Here is a 15494-nt window from a genome sequence, read left to right as displayed (position 1 = left end):
TGGTGTGGTCGGGTAGCTGGGTGGCGGAGCGACTGGGCGTCGGGCTGGTGGGCGACGGGGAGCTGCGCGAGCTGCTGGGCCTCGCCCTGCGGCGCAACCCCAAGCGGGCACACCTGCTCGTCTCCAACGTGCTCGGCAAGCACGTCCCGCAGCGCCCCTCCGTCGTGTACGGAGCCGGCGTCGAGCTGGGCCGCCGGGTGCGGGAGCTCCTCGGCGAGGACGGCGCGCGCCGCGCGGTCGTCGTCGGCTACGCGGAGACGGCCACCGGCCTCGGCCACTCGGTCGCCGACGGCCTCGGTGCGGCGCCCTACCTCCACTCGACCCGCAGGCCGGTGCCCGGGGTCGCCCGGGCGGGCGGCTTCGAGGAGGCCCACTCGCACGCCACCTCGCACCTGCTGCTCCCCGAGGACCCGGAACTGCTGGCGGCGGACGGCCCCGGCTCGGCGCTGGTCCTGGTGGACGACGAGTTCTCCACCGGCAACACCGTCCTCAACACGATCCGCGCCCTCCACGAGCGCTACCCCCGCGACCACTACGTCATCGTCGCCCTGGTCGACATGCGCTCACCGGCCGACCGCGGCCGCCTCACGGAGTTCGCGGCCGAGATCGGAGCCCGCGTCGACCTGGTGGCCCGCAACACCGGCACGGTCACCCTCCCGGACGGCGTCCTGGAGAAGGGCCAGGCCCTGGTCGCGGAGCAGGAGGCCGACGGGGAAGCCCCCCAGGACGGGCCCCCGCACCCCCGCCCCCACACCCGCCTCGGCCTCCCCTGGCCCGCCGGCGTCCCCGACGGCGGGCGGCACGGCTTCACCGAGGCCCACCGAGCCCTCCTGGAGCCCGCGCTCCCCGCCCTGGCCGACCGCATCGCACAGGCCCTCGGCGACGGCCCCCGCCGCGTCCTCGTCCTCGGCTTCGAAGAGCTGATGTACGCGCCGCTGCGCCTCGCCACCGCCCTGGAGGAGCGCACCGACGCCGAGGTCCGCTACTCCACGACCACCCGCTCCCCGGTCCTCGCCGTGGACGACCCGGGCTACGCGATACGCACCCGGCTGGTCTTCCCGGCCCACGACAACCCGGCCGACGGCCCCGGCGAGCGCTACGCCTACAACGTGGCCGGCGGCGGTTTCGACGCCGTCGTCCTCGTGGTCGACTCCGCCGCCGACACCCCGGCCCTGCACGCCCCCGGCGGCCTGCTGGACCGGCTCGCCCCGCACACCGCGCAGGTCCTGCTCGCGGTGATCCCCTCGTACGTACCGGGGGCACCCGCCTCCGAACGCCAGGAAGAAGCACCCATGCAGCTGCCCGAGCCCCTTCGCGGCCCCGCGTTCTCCTCGTACGCGCCGGACGAGGTCGGCTGGCTGCTCCAGGACCTCTCGGACACCCGCCTCGAAGCGCCCACGGAGGAGCGCGAGGAGGCGATACAGAGCGGGGGCGCGCACTACGCGGAATCGCTCCCCGTCGAGTACCAGCCCTCCGCCGAGTACCAGGAACTGTTCAAGAGCGCCCTCGCGCTGTCGGCCGCCCGCATCGCCCGCGCCGTGGGCACGGTCACCGAGACCGTCCTCGCCGAGCGCGGCCCCCGCCCGGTCCTCGTCTCGCTCGCCCGGGCCGGTACGCCGGTCGGCGTGCTGATGCGCCGCTGGGCCCGGGCGCGGCGCGGCCTCGACCTGCCGCACTACGCCGTCTCCATCGTGCGCGGACGCGGCATCGACGCCAACGCGCTGCGCTGGCTCGCCGAGCACCACGACCCGGCCGACGTCGTCTTCGTGGACGGCTGGACCGGCAAGGGCGCCATCACCCGCGAACTGGCCGCCGCCGTCGCCGAGTTCGAGAAGGCCGGGGGAGTGACGGGCTTCAACCCGGAGATCGCGGTGCTCGCCGACCCGGGCGGCTGTGTGCGGACGTACGGCACCCGCGAGGACTTCCTCATCCCCTCCGCCTGCCTCAACTCCACTGTCTCCGGGCTCATTTCCCGTACGGTCCTGCGCGCCGACCTGGTCGGGCCGTACGACTTCCACGGCGCGAAGTTCTACCGCGAACTGGCCGGCGCCGATGTCTCCGGTCTCTTCCTCGACACGGTCGCCGCGCGCTTCGACGAGGTCGAGGACGCCGTGGACACCGAGGTGAAGGAGCTCCTGGCCGCCGACCGGGCCCCCACCTGGGAGGGCTGGGCGGCCGTGGAGCGCATCAGCGAGGAGTACGGCATCCACGACGTCAACCTCGTGAAGCCCGGCGTCGGCGAGACCACCCGGGTCCTGCTGCGCCGCGTCCCCTGGAAGATCCTCGCCCGGCGCGGCGCCGGCCCGGACCTCGACCACATCAGGCTCCTGGCCGGACAGCGCGGCGTACCCGTCGAGGAGGTCGACTCGCTGCCGTACACCTGCGTCGGCCTCATCCACCCCAAGTACACCCGCGGGGCGACCGGCGCCGACGGCAAGGCGGTGGAGTCCGCGTGACGGCCTCCCCGGTCACCCTCGTCGCCAGCGACCTCGACCGCACCCTCATCTACTCCTCGGCCGCGCTCCAGCTCACCATGGAGGACGAACGGGCGCCCCGGCTGCTGTGCGTCGAGGTCTACAACCACAAGCCACTGTCGTACGTCACCGAGACCGCGGCCGGTCTGCTCACCGACCTGACCTCCGCCGCCTCCACGGTGTTCGTCCCGACGACCACCCGCACCCGCGAGCAGTACCACCGCATCCGGCTCCCGGGCGCCCCGGCCGAGTTCGCGATCTGCGCCAACGGCGGCCACATCCTGGTGAAGGGCGAGTCCGACCCGGACTGGCAGCGGACCGTGGCCCGCCGCCTCTCCGACGAGTGCGCCCCGCTCGCCGAGGTCCGCGCCCACCTCGTCGCCACCGCCGATCCCGCGTGGCTGCTCAAGGAGCGCGTCGCCGAGGACCTGTTCGCCTACCTCGTCGTCGACCGGGCCGAACTGCCCCCGGACTGGACGACGGAGCTCGCCGCCTGGGCGGAGCCGCGCGGCTGGACCGTATCGCTCCAGGGCCGCAAGATCTACGCCGTACCGCGCCCGCTCACGAAGAGCGCCGCGATGCGCGAGGTCGCCCGGCGCACCGGTGCCACACAGACCCTCGCCGCCGGTGACTCCCTCCTGGACGCGGACCTCCTCCTCGCCGCCGACCAGGGCTGGCGCCCCGCCCACGGCGAACTCGCCGACGCGGGCTGGGACGCCGGCCACATCGAGGCCACCGCCGAACGGGGCGTGGCGGCGGGCGAGGAGATCCTGCGCCGCTTCCTGCGCGCCTCGGGAGCCCGGTAAATCACGTGGGCGACCGTAGAGTTGTGCGATGACCAAGGGAAACTCCACCAAGATCACCGATGAGCTGTACGCGTACATGCTGGCGCACAACCCGCCACTCGACGCCGTACAGCGCGAACTGGTCGAGACGACCTACGCGCGGCTGCCCGAGCACGCGGGCATGCAGTCGGCGGAGGAGCAGGGCCCGCTGCTCGCCTTCCTCGTGCGGCTGACCGGTGCCCGGCACATCGTGGAGGTCGGCACGTTCACCGGCTTCTCCGCCCTGGCGATGGCCCAGGCGCTCCCGGCGGACGGCCGGCTGATCGCCTGCGACGTATCGGAGGAGTGGACGGCGTACGGCCGCGAGGCGTGGCAGAAGGCGGGTGTCGCCGACCGCATCGACCTGCGCATCGCCCCCGCCCTGGACACCCTCCGCGCGATGCCGGCGGAGCCCCACATCGACTTCGCCTACCTGGACGCGGACAAGGGCAACTACATCGCGTACTGGGAGGAATTGGTGCCGAGGCTGCGCCCGGGCGGGGTCATCACCACGGACAACGTACTGTTCCACGGCCGCGTGACGGACCCGGAGGCGACAGGCGCGGCGAAGGCCATCCAGGAGTTCAACGACCATGTGTCGGCGGACGCGCGGATGGACAGCGTGCTGCTGACGGTGTCGGACGGGCTGACGCTGTCGCGCAAGCGGTAGCCCGCCCGGGGCGGCGGGGCTCCCGGGCGTCGGCGCGTCCGGGACGCCCGTTCAGCCGCAGCAGCCTCCGCCGCAGCAGCCGCCCCCGCCACCCGCGGAGGGCTCGGGCCGGGAGCCGCCGCCCGCCGTGCCGCCGACGGCGACGGTGGAGAGCAGCTTCACGGTGTCCTCGTGCCCGGCCGGGCACGAGGCGGGAGCGGACGACTCGGCCATGGGACGGCTGAGCTCGAAGGTGTCTCCGCAGGAGCGGCAGCGGTACTCGTAACGAGGCATGACGCCAGGTTATCGGCGAGGGGCCCCGGGCTGTCCACAGCGCGGGGAACCCCGGACCGTCCGAGGCGGACGGCGTCAGTGACTTCCCGCGCCGCGTTCCTCGCGGATGTCGGCGACGACGTCCGCGACGGTCCGGCGCAGGCCCTCCGTCACGGTGAGGAAGTGCCAGTAGTCCGGGTGGCGGTTCTCCAGGGCCGTGATCGCCTGCTCCAGGCGGGCCACCGCGTCGTCCAGCGGCCGGGCGTGCCGCGGCTCGGGGGTGTGGCGCCCGGCCATGGCGAGGCGCTGGGCGTCGCGGATGGCGAACCGGGTGCGCTCGATCTCCTGCTGCGGGTCCTTCGCGACGTCATCGAGGCGGCGCAGGCGGTCACCGGCGGCGGACACCGCCTCGTCGGTGGCGTTGAGCAGGGCGCGCACGGTGCTGAGCCGGGACGTGGCGTCGGCCCAGCGCTGCTCGTCACGGGCCTGCGACGCCTCCTTCAGCTTCTCCTCGGCCCGGCGCACATTGACCGCGGCCTGCTCCGGGACCGGCTGGAGATCCTGCCAGCAGGCGGCGGAGAACCGGCGCCGCAGCTCGCTGAGGACGGGCTCGACGGAAGCGGACCTGGTGGTCAGCGCCTGGGCACGGGTGCGCAGGCTCACCAGCCGGCGGTCGATCTCGGCGGCGCGCTCGGGCAGCTTCTCGGCCTCGGCCCGTACGGCTTCCGCGTCGCGCAGCACGCGGTCGGCCCGCTGCAGGGTCTCGGTCACGCCGTGGCGTCCGGCGCCCTGGTTGAGCTTGGTCAGCTCGGGGGCGAGGGCGGCGAGCCGGGCGGCGAGATCGTCCGCCCGCAGCCCGGACGCCCGCACCGAATCGAGAGCGTTGCTCGCGCCGAGGAGCGCCTGTCGCGCGCGCTCCACGGCGGGGGCGAGCCGGGCGAGCTGTGTCTCGGCGCTCCCGAGGAGCGGCCCGAGCCCGGCCCCGAACCGGTCGAGCTCCCCCTTGACCCGTACCAGCTGCTCCTTCGCCGAGGTCAGCTCGGCCCGGGCCCGGGACGCGACGGACGGTTCCAGGTCGTCGCGGTCGAGGTCATGGGCGTCGACGGCGGTGATGTAGGCGTGGCTCGCCTCGTCGATGCGCCGGCCGAGCGCGGCGAAGTCGTCCACGGCTCTGCGGGCGGCCGGCGAACTGTCGACCGCGGTGATGGTCTCGATGGAGATCTTGAGGTCGCGCTGGGCGGTGTCCAGCTCGTAGAACGCCTCGGCGGCGGCGTCCTTTGCCGCCTGCGCCTCGGCCCGCTGCCCCTCGCCACGCCCGCCGAACCACCGCCGCGTCCCGCCGCCGGTGACGGCGAGAGGGAGGGCGGCGGCGAGGAGGGGGAGGGGTGCGAGGACGAGAACGCACAGGTCACGCAGGCCGGCGGCACGCCGGGCGGGCCGGTCACGCGGGCCCGTGGCGCGCCGGGCAGGCCCGTCATGCGGGCCCGTGGCGCGGGCGGCGTACGGCCCACGGGGCCCTGGCACCGGCCGGTCGCCCGGATCCGCCCCCACCGCGCGACGCCGACTCCGCTCCCGGACCGCTCCGGCGACTCCCGCCTGCGGCTGTGCGTCTGTCGCCGTCACATGCCTCTCCCGTGCCGTTTCGCCCTGCCGGATACATTCTCCCACCAGTAAGGACGAACACACGGGCCGGTTAGTTCACGGCGAGGCCGGTGACCGTGCTCCTCATCTCAGCCCGCGTGCCGGACGGCGACTCCGCCGTTGTCGCTGTGGGCCTTCACGACGTGCCGGCTGCTGTCGCTGCGCGGCACCTTCACGTCGACGTGCCCGTTGTCGGCCGACGCGGACACGGCGTACGAGGTCGTCCCGGCGGGCAGGTCGATGGCGATGCGCCCGTTGTCGCTGACGGTGTCCACGAGGTCCGGGACCCGGGTGAGATCGAGTTGCACGGACCCGTTGTCCGACCGGGCCACGACGGTCAGGGAGGAGACCCGCTCGGCACGTACCGACCCGTTGTCGCTCTTCAGCTCAAGGGGTCCGCTGACGTCCCGGACGACGATGCCGCCGTTGTCGGAGTACAGCTTGAGCGGGGTGGTGAACTCGGACGCGGTGATCTTCCCGTTGTCCGCGTCCACGGTCAGCGCGAGCCCGCGGGGCACCTTCACCGTGTGGCGCGACTCGCAGTTGCTGATCAGCGCCTTGCACTTCACGCGCAGGGTGAGCGTGTCCCCCTCCAGCTTCCACACGGGGTCCGGCCCGCTCCCGAGCATGACCCACCCGTCGACCCTCCGGGTCACCTCGATCTTGTCCACATCGGCCGGGACGACGTCCACGGTGGAGTTCTCCGCGTCGATGGTCAGTGCCTTCCCCCCGAACGCGAACGACTTGTGCTCGGCGGGCGCGTCCTCCACGTCCGTGCTCCCGCACCCGGTGAGCGCCGCGACGAGCAGAACGGTGCCCCCGACGGCCACGAACGCGCTGCGATTACGGATGGTCATGGTGATCAGGTCCCCCTGGGCCGGCGCTGCGATGTGCCCCCACGGTAGGCAGCGCGGCCCCGCCCGGACGATCCGGACGGCTACCGTCTCCGGGGTGGGGCTATCCCCCGTACGCCCGCCCCGAACCGATTGTCGACATGCCCCACGAGCCATGTAACCTGTTCCTTCATCCACGGGTGCGTAGCTCAGGGGTAGAGCGCTGCTCTTACAAAGCAGATGTCGGCGGTTCGAAACCGTCCGCGCCCACCGGTTCCGAGGGCCCTCAGTCACATGTGGCTGGGGGCCCTCGGCATGCCGTTGGACCGGCTGGTGCTGAGCGGTCGTTGTGGCTCGGGTGACATTGGAGGGAAACGTGCTGATCACCGTTGCGGATGTGGAAGTCGAGGCCGAGCGGATTGCCGCGCATGTCGTGCGGACGCCGACCGTGCCCAGTCCCGGGCTCTCGGCGTTCCTGGGCGCGCGCGTCACCACGAAGCTGGAACTGCTCCAGCGCACCGGCTCCTTCAAGGCGCGCGGTGCGACGGCGAAGCTGCTCGCGCTCAGCGAGGCCGAGCGTGCCGCGGGGGTCGTCGCCGTGAGCGGCGGCAATCACGGCATCGCGGTCGCGGAGATGGCCGGCGCGCTGGACATCAAGGCGACCGTGGTCATGCCCCGGTCCGCCCCCGGCCGCTCCGTGGAGATCGCCGAGGCGGCCGGGGCGAACGTCATCCTCGCCGACACCATGAGCGGCGCCTTCGCGCTCGTGGGCGAACTCCAGGAGTCGGGGCTCGCGTTGGTCCACCCCTTCGACGACCCCGTCGTCGTCGCGGGCCAGGGCACGGTCGGCCTGGAGCTCGCGGAGGATGCCGGTGAGCTCACCGACGTACTCGTCAGCATCGGTGGCGGGGGGTTGATCTCCGGAGTCGCGGCCGCGCTGCACGCGCGCCGTCCGGGGGTACGGGTCTGGGGCGTGGAGACCGAGGGCGCGCGAGCCATGTCGGAGGCCCTGGCAGCCGGGGTGCCGGTGCCCGTCGAACTGTCCTCGATGGTCTCGACGTTGAGCGCCCCGAGCGCCTCACCGCTCACCTACGAACACGTCTCGGCCCTGGTCACCGATGTCCTCACCGTGACCGACGCCGAGGCCGTGCAGGGGGTCCTCGATCTGGCCGACCACGCGAAGGTCTGGGCCGAGCCCGCCGCCGGATGCCTGCTGCCCGCGGCGCGCCAGGTGCTGGAGCGCGTCGGTGACGGTGCCAGGCTCGGCCTGGTCGTCTGCGGCGGCAACGCGACCACCGCCGATGTGTCCGCCTGGGCCGAACGTTTCGGGCTGCGCTGACCCGGACCGACGGCGGCTGCTGCGCAGCGCCGAAACGACGGGCGGTGGTTGGTGAACGCCGCGGTCTCGCGGCGATGCGCACATGTGGGCGGGGTCAGATCCGCAGACGGGGCCAGCCGTCCTTGTTGGAGAAGGACTCGTAGCAGTAGCGGGTCGCACGGTGCCACTCCTTGCCCGTGGCCAGTCGGTATGCCTCGTCCGGGACGTACAGCAGGCGTTCGCCGTCGTAGTCGAGTGAGGTGTACGGGGCGAACCTGGCGGGGTCCGAGAGGGCGCTCTCCCAGACGGTCCGGCCCGCTGCCACCACCGCGCAGCGGGCGTAGAGGAAGGAGTCGCCCGACTGCGGGAAAGGGCCCCCGGTCTCCGTTGTCATGCCGACCACCGGGAGGGAGCCGAACTGCTCCTGGTCCAGGCGGTACAGCGCTTCCGCGTGGTGTTCCGCGAAGGCGGTGATGTCGGAGAGCGGGCGGCGGCTCAGCCGCTTCGCGAGGCGTCGGCAGTTGGCTACGGTGGCTTCGCCGTTCAGGGTGGCGGTCAGTGCCCAGAAGCCGGCCCATGTCATGGTCATCGGGGCAGGATGGCAGGCTGTTCCGACAATCGTGCCCGCACCTGTGGAGGATGAGTCGTGTCCGAAGTCCTGGTTCGCCCCCGTGAGGACGCCGACCTGGGTGCGGCGGCTGCCGTGCTCGCCGGTGTCCACGAGTCCGACGGGTATCCCGTCGAAGGGGTGGCGGACCCCGAGGCGTGGCTGTCGCCGGAGGGGCTGATCGCGGCCTGGGTCGCCGAGCGGGACGGGCGGGTCGTGGGGCATGTCGCGGTCAACCGGGCCCGGCGCGGGGAGGACGTGGCACGGCTCTGGCGGGACGGCGGCGGTGCCGAGGACGGGGACGTCGCAGTGCTGGCCCGGTTCTTCGTGGGGCGGGACGCCCGGGGCGCTTCCGCCGGGGCACGGCTCATGGGTGCGGCGGAGGCGTATGCCCGGGCGCACGGGCTGCCGTTGGTGCTGGAGGTCCTGACCAAGGACGCCGCTGCCATCCGGCTGTACGAGCGGCTCGGATGGCAGCGGATCGGTGAGCTCCGGCACTTCTTCGCCGGGCGGCACTTCGACGCCCTGTGTTTCGCGGCGCCGATCGCGTGATGCCGTCGGGCAGGCCATCGTTCCGGACGCGATCACGCGGCGGTGGGCCGCGCCGCCCCGGGCTGCCTGTTGAAGATCACCGCCACCCGTCGGGCCGCAGCCGTCGCGCCTTCTCCGTCCGGGCCGCCGTGCCGCCCTGCTTTTCTTCATGGCGCAGCGACCGGACGCCATGATCAGTCCGTAAGCGGACTCCGCGGAGAGCGCTCCACTCGGTACAGTCCCCGTGTGACCAGCGAGCCCGAACCGACGATTCCCGAGATCACCCGCACCGACTGCGCGCGGTGCGGCACCGAGGTGCACGGTCTGGCCGGGCGGTACGCCTGTGCGCTCTGCGGGTGGGTCAACCACTACTCGGAGGGGCACGAGGAACTGCCCGGCCTGGACGCGGACCCCGATCACGGCCGCGGCCGATAACGCGTTGTCCCGCTTCCGTTTCGTGGCCTACGGTCCCGGTCATGCCGACCGACGAGGACGCCGACCGGACCATGCCCCATGCGGCAGTCGAGGAGCTGTGCCGGCGCATCGGCGTCGGAGGCGTACCGGTCGTCCGGTTCCCCGAGGGGTCCGTGCCCGTCTACGCGGTCGGTGACGGGTACGTGCTCAAGCTCTTCCCGGAGGCTGACGGCAGGCACGCCCTCGTGGAGGAGCGGGTCCTCGCCCATCTGCGAGGACGGCTGCCCGTGCCGACCCCCCGGCTGTACGGGGCCGGCCCGGCCGGCGACGGGTGGCGGTACGTGCTGATGTCCCGGCTTCACGGCGAGGACCTGGCGCCCGCCTGGGCCCGGGTGCCGCGTCCGCACCGGGAACGGATCGTCGCCGAGGCCGGTGGGATGCTGGCGGCGCTGCACGCCCTCGACCCGGCACCGCTCGCCGACGTCCTCGGACCGGAGGACTGGGGCGGCTTCCTGGACCGGCAGGCCGCCGGTGCGGTCGAGCGGCAACGGGTGCGCGGCCTGTCCGAAAGCTGGCTGGAGCAGATCCCGGACTTCCTCGCCTCGGTCCCGCTGCCGCGCACCCCGCGCGCGGCCCTGCTGCACACCGAGGTGATGCGGCAGCACCTGCTGGCCGACGCGGACGGGTGGCGGCTGACCGGACTCATCGACTTCGAGCCCGCCATGACCGGGGACCCGGCGTACGACTTCGTGGCCGTCGGCCTGTTCGTCACCGGCGGGGACCCGGGCCTGCTGGGGCGGCTGAGCAGGGCGTACGGCCGGACCTTCGACCCGTCCGTGCTGCTCGCGCACACCTTGCTGCACGTGTACAGCAACCTGCCCTGGTACCTCCGGGAGATGCCGCGCCCCGCCGGGGAGACGCTGCCCGAACTCGCCGAGACGTGGTTCGGGGCGGCCTGACGCACGCATGTGCGCGCCGGGCGCGCGCCCTGTGCGCCCGAAACCCGGGTGCCGTGGCGGCCGTATCGCCCCTACCCTGCCGCCATGGGTGACGGGCGCGAAGGGCTGATGGCTGTCGACGACCAGGAGAAGGAGTCGCCTTCCCCGCTGCGACTGCCGGCCTTCCGGCGGTTCCTGCTCGCCCATCTGGTCTCCGCGACCGGGTCCGCGATGGCCCCGGTCGCCCTGGCGTTCGCGGTGATCGAGCAGGGCGGCGGGGCGCGGTCGCTGGGGATCGTGCTGACGGCCGGCACCGTTCCGGCCCTGGTTCTGCTGCTCGTCGGCGGGGCGCTGGCGGACCGGGTGTCGCGCAGCCGGATCCTCTTCCTCGGGAACCTTGGTGCCGGGGCGGCGCAAGGGGCCGTCGCGGTACTCGTCGCGACCGGGACGGCGACCACCGCCGCGATGAGCGTGTGTGCGTGCGCCTCGGGGGCGGCGGCCGCGTTCACCACACCGGCGGCCCAGGGGGTCGTGCCCCGGCTCGTGGAGCCGGGGCGGCTTCAGCAGGCCAATGCGCTGGTCCGGGTGCCCAGGAACGCGGTCAAGGTGGTCGGTCCCGTCGTCGGCGGGTTCGTCGTCGCCCTGACCGGGCCCGCCTGGGCGCTCGGGTGGGATGCCGTGACCTTCCTCGTGGCAGCGCTCCTGCTGGCGGGGCTGCGGCTCGCGGGGGCGGTGCCCGCCGGGGGGCCGGGCGCGGGGCTGGTGGCCGAGCTGCGGGTCGGGTGGGCCGGGTTCAGGTCCCGGGTCTGGCTGTGGAGCTACACCCTGTCCGGGACGGCGGTCGTGGCCGCCTGGCTGGCCGGGTATCAGCTGCTGGGGCCGCTCGTGGCGGACCGCAGCTACGCGGGCGCCGGTTCCTGGGGGCTGGTCCAGGGGGCGTTCGCTGCGGGGCTGCTCGTGGGGACGTTCGTCTGCCTGCTGTGGAAGCCGCAACGCCTCGTGCTGGTCTGCGTGGTGACGAGCTCCGGGCTCTTCCTGCCGCTGGCCGCGATGGGGCTCGGGCTGCCGCTGCTCTGGGTGCTGGGGGCGGCCGTCGTCGCCGGGGCGGGCATGGACGTGGCGATCGTCGCCTGGTCCACTGTCATGCAACAGCAGGTCCCTGACCAGGAGTTGGGGCGGCTCAACGCCTTCAACTCGCTGGGGGAGCAGATCGCCATCCCGGTCGGCTACCTCGCGGTCGCGGTCGCGTCCGCGTACTGGTCCAGCGGGCGCATCCTCCTGGTGTGCTCCGCCGTCGTTCTCGCCGCCGGGGTGGCCAACGCCTGTGTGCGTGATGTGCGCCGGATCAGGCGGCTGTGAGGCACTTCCGGGCACTTCCGGCCGGCCGAAGGGTCGTTGGTTTGCATATGTCGTTCACCGACCTATAGTGGCGCCATGGCATCCAAGAAGAACCTCGTCGCCAACCGTGAGTCCCTTGCCCACAAGGTCCGTTACGCCGCGACCCGGCCGGACCGCATCGCGCCCTATCTGAAGCGGGCGGCCCGCGACCGGTGGCTGGCGTTCAAGCACCCGGACCACGTGAACTACTACCGGGCCGTGATGGCCTCGGACACCCGGCGCAACCCGGAGGCCGCCGTCGGCAGCCAGACGCACGAACGGTGGCTCGCCCTGGGGCAGATGCAGTTCGACTACCTCGTGGAGCACGGGCTCGCCCCCGGGGCACGGATGCTCGACATCGGGTGCGGGAACCTCCGGTCCGGCTGGCGGTTCATCGACTATCTGGAGGCCGGGCACTACTACGGCATCGACATCTCGCCCGACATCCTGATCGCCGCCAAGGAGACCTTGACCGCGCAGGGGCTCCAGGCCAAGGTGCCGCACCTGACCATCACCAGGGACCTGACGCTGGACTTCCTGCCGGACGCGTACTTCGACGTGGTCCACGCGCACAGCGTCTTCTCGCACTCGCCGGTCGAGATCATCGAGGAGTGCCTGGCCCACGTGGGCCGCGTCCTGGCGCCCGGCGGGCACTTCGACTTCACCTTCGACCGCACCACGGGCGCCGAACACCAGGTGCTGCGCGAGGACTTCTACTACCGCACGGAGACCCTGACCGCCCTCGCCGCCAAGTACGGGCTGCGGGCGCGGTTCATGGAGGACTGGGAGAAGCTGGGGCACGGGCAGTCGAAGATACGTGTGACCGCCTGACGCACCCGCCCGCCCCGGCCCGCACCCGCCCCACTCGGCCCGTGCTCGTCCCGCACCCTCAGCCCGTGCTCGTCCCGCACCCTCAGCCCGTGCTCGTCCCGCCCCGCAGCCGCCACAGCCGCAGCGCCACCCCCGCCGCCGCCACGACGGCCAGTGCCGGGACCGCGGTGTCCCGGTCCACCACCCCGGCGCAGTACCCCATCGCGACGAACGGTGCCCCGGCCAGCGCGAACCGGCCCGGCGTGCGCAAGCGGGCCAGCGCCGGGCGGCCCGCGAGGAGGAGGGCGGCGGCCGTCGGTACGCCCAACCGCCAGAACAGGTACGTCAGATGGCTGCCGGGCTCCGCCAGCGCCAGCGCGGCCACGGCGAGCGCCGACCACAGCAGCAGTGCGACCCGGGCCGCGGTGCCCAGGGCGCGGCCGGGCGGGCGCAGGTCCGGTGGACAGGCCAGCGGCAGCGCGGCCACCGCGACCGGGGCCAGGAGATACGGGGCGGCGGCGGCCGGTGGCAGCACCCCGGCCGTCAGCGGCACCACGAAGAGCGCGAGCTCCTGGACCAGCGCGCCCGCGAACGCCCACCGCGCACCCGCCGCGAACCGCCCGCCCAGCGCCAGGACCGCCCCCGCCAGCGTCACCAGGTCGCAGCCGGTCATGACGAAGCTGAGCGGGACCAGGAAGTCCGGATTCCCGCTCAGCCGCCAGTCGCCGAGCATCGAGACCAGGCCGAAGGCGGCGTACGCGGCCGTCGCGGCCAGCGCGAAGGGTGCGGCGGCGGCGAACAGGCGGGCCGCGGGCTGCGCGGAACCGAGGCGCATCCGCATCCGCAGCGCGTGCGCCACGAGGTCGCCCGCCTCCCGGAACCGGGCGGTCCGGCCCGCATCCTCGGTCGCCTCCCGGTACGCCTCCGCGATCTCCGCCCCGAAGGCGCGGCGGTATCCGGCCGGGTAGAGCCGCAGCAGCGGCGTGCTCATGCGGTGGCCGGCTTCCCGGCGGCACTCAGGCGCCGGGTCGCCTCGCGCGCGGTGGCGGCGATCCGGCGGGCCTCGGCGGCCAGGGTCTCCCGGCCGGTCGCGGTGAGCGTGTAGGTGCGGCGCAGCCTGCTGTCCACGACCTCCTCCGTGTGCACCTCGATCAGGCCCTCGTTCAGCAGGCGCTCCAGCGCCCCGTACAGCGTGCCGGTGCGCATCCTGACCCGGCCGCCGGAGATCGTCTCGACCTCGCGCGCGATGGCGTAACCGTGCCGGGGCTCGTCCGCCAGGGCGGTCAGGAGGAGGAGGGTCGGTTCCTGCATCGCGCGTTCGCTCATGCCCGCATCGTACGCCAGCATGGGTCACTCACCGGCATATGACGGGCCGCCCTGAGCTGCGACGGGAAGGGCTTTGCCGAGGCGGGACAAGGGGGAGAGCGCCATGAACAGCGGGGAGAGGGCGAGGGCGGCCGCCGTGGCGAGGAGGCTCGGGCGCAGCCCCCACGTACCCGCGAGGAAGCCGCCGAGCAGGGAGCCGAACGGGGTGAGGCCCATCCCGGCGAAGTTGATCGTCGCCACCACCCGCGCCTGGAGGCGGACCGGCGTGACCGCCTGCCGCACGGACATCACCGTGACGTTGACCAGCTGGCCGAACGTGCCGAAGACCAGGTTGACGGCCATCAGTGCCGGCAGCACCAGGGGCCCGGAGCCGTGCAGCGCCGGTACGCCGAGCATCACACCGTCCGCGAGGACCGCCGACCCCACCAGCACCACGCCGTACCCGAGCCGCTCCGGCAGCCTCGCCGCGAGCAGCGACCCGAGCACCGCGCCCGGCCCCGTCGCCGCGAGCGCCAGGCCCACTTGGGCGCCGGACAGGCCCAGTTCGCGCGGCAGGAACAGCAGATAGACCGTCATCAGCGCGGCGAGCGAGAACTGGAACAGGGCGGACGCCAGTCCCACCGCACGCAGCGCCGGGTGCCAGGCCACGAAGCGGAGCCCTTCGTGGATGCGCCGGAGGACCGGCTCCGGGGCCCCGGCGGGCGCGGGCACGCGTTCGGGGCGGCGGATGCGGCCGATCGACACGGCCGACAGGACGAAGAAGCCCGCACCGGTGACGACCGCGAGCAGCGGCGAGAACACCGACATCAGCGCCCCGCCGAGCGCCGGGCCGCCGATCCGCGCCGCCGACCTGCTGCCCTCCAGCGCGCTGTTGCCCCGCATCAGCAGCTCGCGGTCCACCAGCCGCACCAGCGACGCCTGGTAGGCCACGTCGAAGAACACGCTGCCCACACCGAGCAGGGCGGCCACGACGAGCAGGACCGGCAGCCCCAGCACGCCGAAGAGATACGCCAGGGGGACCGCCGCCAGGGCCAGCGCCCGGCCGAGATCCGCGGCCACCATCACCGTACGGGTGCGGCGGCGGTCCGCCCACGCGCCCGCGAACAGCGACAGCAGCAGGATCGGAGCCTGCTCCACCGCACGCAGCAGACCGAGCGCGCCCGCGTCGGCGTGCAGCGAGACGACGGCGACGAGCGGCAGGACGACCAGGAGTGCCTGCTCGCCGAACTGGGAGGCGGTCTGCCCGGCCCACAGGCACAGGAAGCCGGAGTCGCGGCGGAGAGCGGGGGAGGAGGGGGTACGGGAAACCGGATGCACGAAGGCCCCTTGGGCAGCGGACGGCAAGGCTCCGCCACCGCCCGGCGCGGAGGTGTGCGTCGGGCGGTGCGGCGGGAAGGGCTCGCTGTGCCGCGCTCGGAGGCAGCACGCGATGACGGGTCGTTCTACGGCGTCAGCGCGTGCGCGGGCTACCGGGCAACT

Annotated in this window: 16 protein-coding genes and 1 tRNA gene; 10 read left to right on the top strand and 7 right to left on the bottom strand. The window is 73.5% G+C overall.

Annotated features, from left to right (window positions below):
* The first annotated feature begins 20 nt into the window (after positions 1-20).
* From ACZ6C6_RS02995 to ACZ6C6_RS02985, 3 genes are read left to right on the top strand one after another with little or no spacing between them, the layout of a single operon-like run.
* The gene (locus tag ACZ6C6_RS02995) at positions 21-2456 is read left to right on the top strand and encodes a phosphoribosyltransferase (protein ID WP_469198471.1); all 2436 of its coding nucleotides are present in this window, start codon (positions 21-23) and stop codon (positions 2454-2456) included.
* On the top strand, positions 2453-3280 hold the full coding sequence (locus ACZ6C6_RS02990; RefSeq protein WP_469198469.1) for an HAD family hydrolase: 828 nt from the start codon (positions 2453-2455) through the stop codon (positions 3278-3280). The genes ACZ6C6_RS02995 and ACZ6C6_RS02990 overlap by 4 nt, the downstream gene beginning before the upstream one ends.
* A gap of 28 nt (positions 3281-3308) precedes the next feature.
* Positions 3309-3968, top strand: coding sequence for an O-methyltransferase (locus tag ACZ6C6_RS02985; protein ID WP_469198467.1), 660 nt, complete (start codon positions 3309-3311; stop codon positions 3966-3968).
* A gap of 51 nt (positions 3969-4019) precedes the next feature.
* On the opposite strand, the gene ACZ6C6_RS02980 is transcribed toward ACZ6C6_RS02985, so the two are convergent.
* The 3 genes from ACZ6C6_RS02980 to ACZ6C6_RS02970 all read right to left on the bottom strand — a co-directional run bounded on the left by ACZ6C6_RS02980 (position 4020) and on the right by ACZ6C6_RS02970 (position 6718).
* Entirely contained in the window at positions 4020-4241 is a 222-nt protein-coding gene (locus ACZ6C6_RS02980) for an FmdB family zinc ribbon protein (protein WP_469198465.1), read from the bottom strand.
* Positions 4242-4316: 75 nt separating this feature from the next.
* On the bottom strand, positions 4317-5843 hold the full coding sequence (locus ACZ6C6_RS02975) for a hypothetical protein (protein ID WP_469198463.1): 1527 nt from the start codon (positions 5841-5843) through the stop codon (positions 4317-4319).
* A gap of 107 nt (positions 5844-5950) precedes the next feature.
* Positions 5951-6718, bottom strand: a complete 768-nt coding sequence (locus ACZ6C6_RS02970; RefSeq protein WP_469198460.1) for a DUF4097 family beta strand repeat-containing protein — start codon at positions 6716-6718, stop codon at positions 5951-5953.
* A 174-nt stretch (positions 6719-6892) separates the two neighbouring features.
* On the opposite strand from ACZ6C6_RS02970, the gene ACZ6C6_RS02965 reads away from it, so the two are divergent.
* Positions 6893-6964, top strand: a tRNA-Val gene (locus ACZ6C6_RS02965).
* A gap of 94 nt (positions 6965-7058) precedes the next feature.
* A complete protein-coding gene (locus tag ACZ6C6_RS02960) occupies positions 7059-8033 on the top strand; it encodes a threonine/serine dehydratase (RefSeq protein WP_469199302.1) in 975 nt (324 codons plus the stop codon).
* Between the two features lie 94 nt (positions 8034-8127).
* Here ACZ6C6_RS02960 and ACZ6C6_RS02955 read toward each other — a convergent pair whose 3' ends face one another.
* Complete coding sequence (locus tag ACZ6C6_RS02955) at positions 8128-8601, bottom strand: DUF4240 domain-containing protein (RefSeq protein ID WP_469198458.1); 474 nt, start codon at positions 8599-8601, stop codon at positions 8128-8130.
* Between the two features lie 57 nt (positions 8602-8658).
* Here ACZ6C6_RS02955 and ACZ6C6_RS02950 point away from each other — a divergent pair, with 57 nt between their 5' ends.
* The 5 genes from ACZ6C6_RS02950 to ACZ6C6_RS02930 all read left to right on the top strand — a co-directional run bounded on the left by ACZ6C6_RS02950 (position 8659) and on the right by ACZ6C6_RS02930 (position 12710).
* Positions 8659-9171, top strand: coding sequence for a GNAT family N-acetyltransferase (locus ACZ6C6_RS02950; protein WP_469198456.1), 513 nt, complete (start codon positions 8659-8661; stop codon positions 9169-9171).
* Positions 9172-9396: 225 nt separating this feature from the next.
* Positions 9397-9585 (top strand): hypothetical protein, encoded by a 189-nt coding sequence (locus ACZ6C6_RS02945; RefSeq protein WP_330311880.1) that lies wholly within the window; start codon positions 9397-9399, stop codon positions 9583-9585.
* Between the two features lie 41 nt (positions 9586-9626).
* Positions 9627-10523, top strand: coding sequence for a phosphotransferase family protein (locus tag ACZ6C6_RS02940; protein WP_469198450.1), 897 nt, complete (start codon positions 9627-9629; stop codon positions 10521-10523).
* A gap of 108 nt (positions 10524-10631) precedes the next feature.
* Positions 10632-11861 (top strand): MFS transporter, encoded by a 1230-nt coding sequence (locus tag ACZ6C6_RS02935; RefSeq protein ID WP_469199301.1) that lies wholly within the window; start codon positions 10632-10634, stop codon positions 11859-11861.
* A 75-nt stretch (positions 11862-11936) separates the two neighbouring features.
* Entirely contained in the window at positions 11937-12710 is a 774-nt protein-coding gene (locus ACZ6C6_RS02930) for a class I SAM-dependent methyltransferase (protein WP_469198448.1), read from the top strand.
* An 82-nt stretch (positions 12711-12792) separates the two neighbouring features.
* On the opposite strand, the gene ACZ6C6_RS02925 is transcribed toward ACZ6C6_RS02930, so the two are convergent.
* The 3 genes from ACZ6C6_RS02925 to ACZ6C6_RS02915 are packed head-to-tail and all read right to left on the bottom strand — an operon-like array spanning position 12793 to position 15332.
* On the bottom strand, positions 12793-13680 hold the full coding sequence (locus ACZ6C6_RS02925; protein ID WP_469198446.1) for a hypothetical protein: 888 nt from the start codon (positions 13678-13680) through the stop codon (positions 12793-12795).
* Positions 13677-14015 carry a PadR family transcriptional regulator gene (locus ACZ6C6_RS02920; RefSeq protein WP_469198444.1) on the bottom strand — a complete coding sequence of 113 codons (339 nt, stop codon included), beginning with the start codon at positions 14013-14015 and terminating at the stop codon, positions 13677-13679. The genes ACZ6C6_RS02925 and ACZ6C6_RS02920 overlap by 4 nt, the downstream gene beginning before the upstream one ends.
* A gap of 24 nt (positions 14016-14039) precedes the next feature.
* Positions 14040-15332: an MFS transporter gene (locus tag ACZ6C6_RS02915; protein WP_469198442.1), complete on the bottom strand. Its 1293-nt coding sequence runs from the start codon at positions 15330-15332 to the stop codon at positions 14040-14042.
* Positions 15333-15494 lie beyond the last annotated feature (162 nt).

Source organism: Streptomyces sp. NPDC041814, from assembly GCF_055590565.1.
The sequence above is the reverse complement of the archived record's forward strand: the minus strand, read 5'-3'. Positions and strand labels throughout refer to the sequence as shown.

Bases quoted from the DNA above. Each gene is read 5' to 3' on its own strand.
- ACZ6C6_RS02985 (WP_469198467.1), top strand. From the start codon at position 3,309: ATGACCAAGGGAAACTCCACCAAGATCACCGATGAGCTGTACGCGTAC.
- ACZ6C6_RS02980 (WP_469198465.1), bottom strand. From the start codon at position 4,241: ATGCCTCGTTACGAGTACCGCTGCCGCTCCTGCGGAGACACCTTCGAG.
- ACZ6C6_RS02970 (WP_469198460.1), bottom strand. From the start codon at position 6,718: ATGACCATCCGTAATCGCAGCGCGTTCGTGGCCGTCGGGGGCACCGTT.
- ACZ6C6_RS02955 (WP_469198458.1), bottom strand. From the start codon at position 8,601: ATGACCATGACATGGGCCGGCTTCTGGGCACTGACCGCCACCCTGAAC.
- ACZ6C6_RS02940 (WP_469198450.1), top strand. From the start codon at position 9,627: ATGCCGACCGACGAGGACGCCGACCGGACCATGCCCCATGCGGCAGTC.
- ACZ6C6_RS02935 (WP_469199301.1), top strand. From the start codon at position 10,632: ATGGCTGTCGACGACCAGGAGAAGGAGTCGCCTTCCCCGCTGCGACTG.
- ACZ6C6_RS02930 (WP_469198448.1), top strand. From the start codon at position 11,937: ATGGCATCCAAGAAGAACCTCGTCGCCAACCGTGAGTCCCTTGCCCAC.
- ACZ6C6_RS02925 (WP_469198446.1), bottom strand. From the start codon at position 13,680: ATGAGCACGCCGCTGCTGCGGCTCTACCCGGCCGGATACCGCCGCGCC.
- ACZ6C6_RS02920 (WP_469198444.1), bottom strand. From the start codon at position 14,015: ATGAGCGAACGCGCGATGCAGGAACCGACCCTCCTCCTCCTGACCGCC.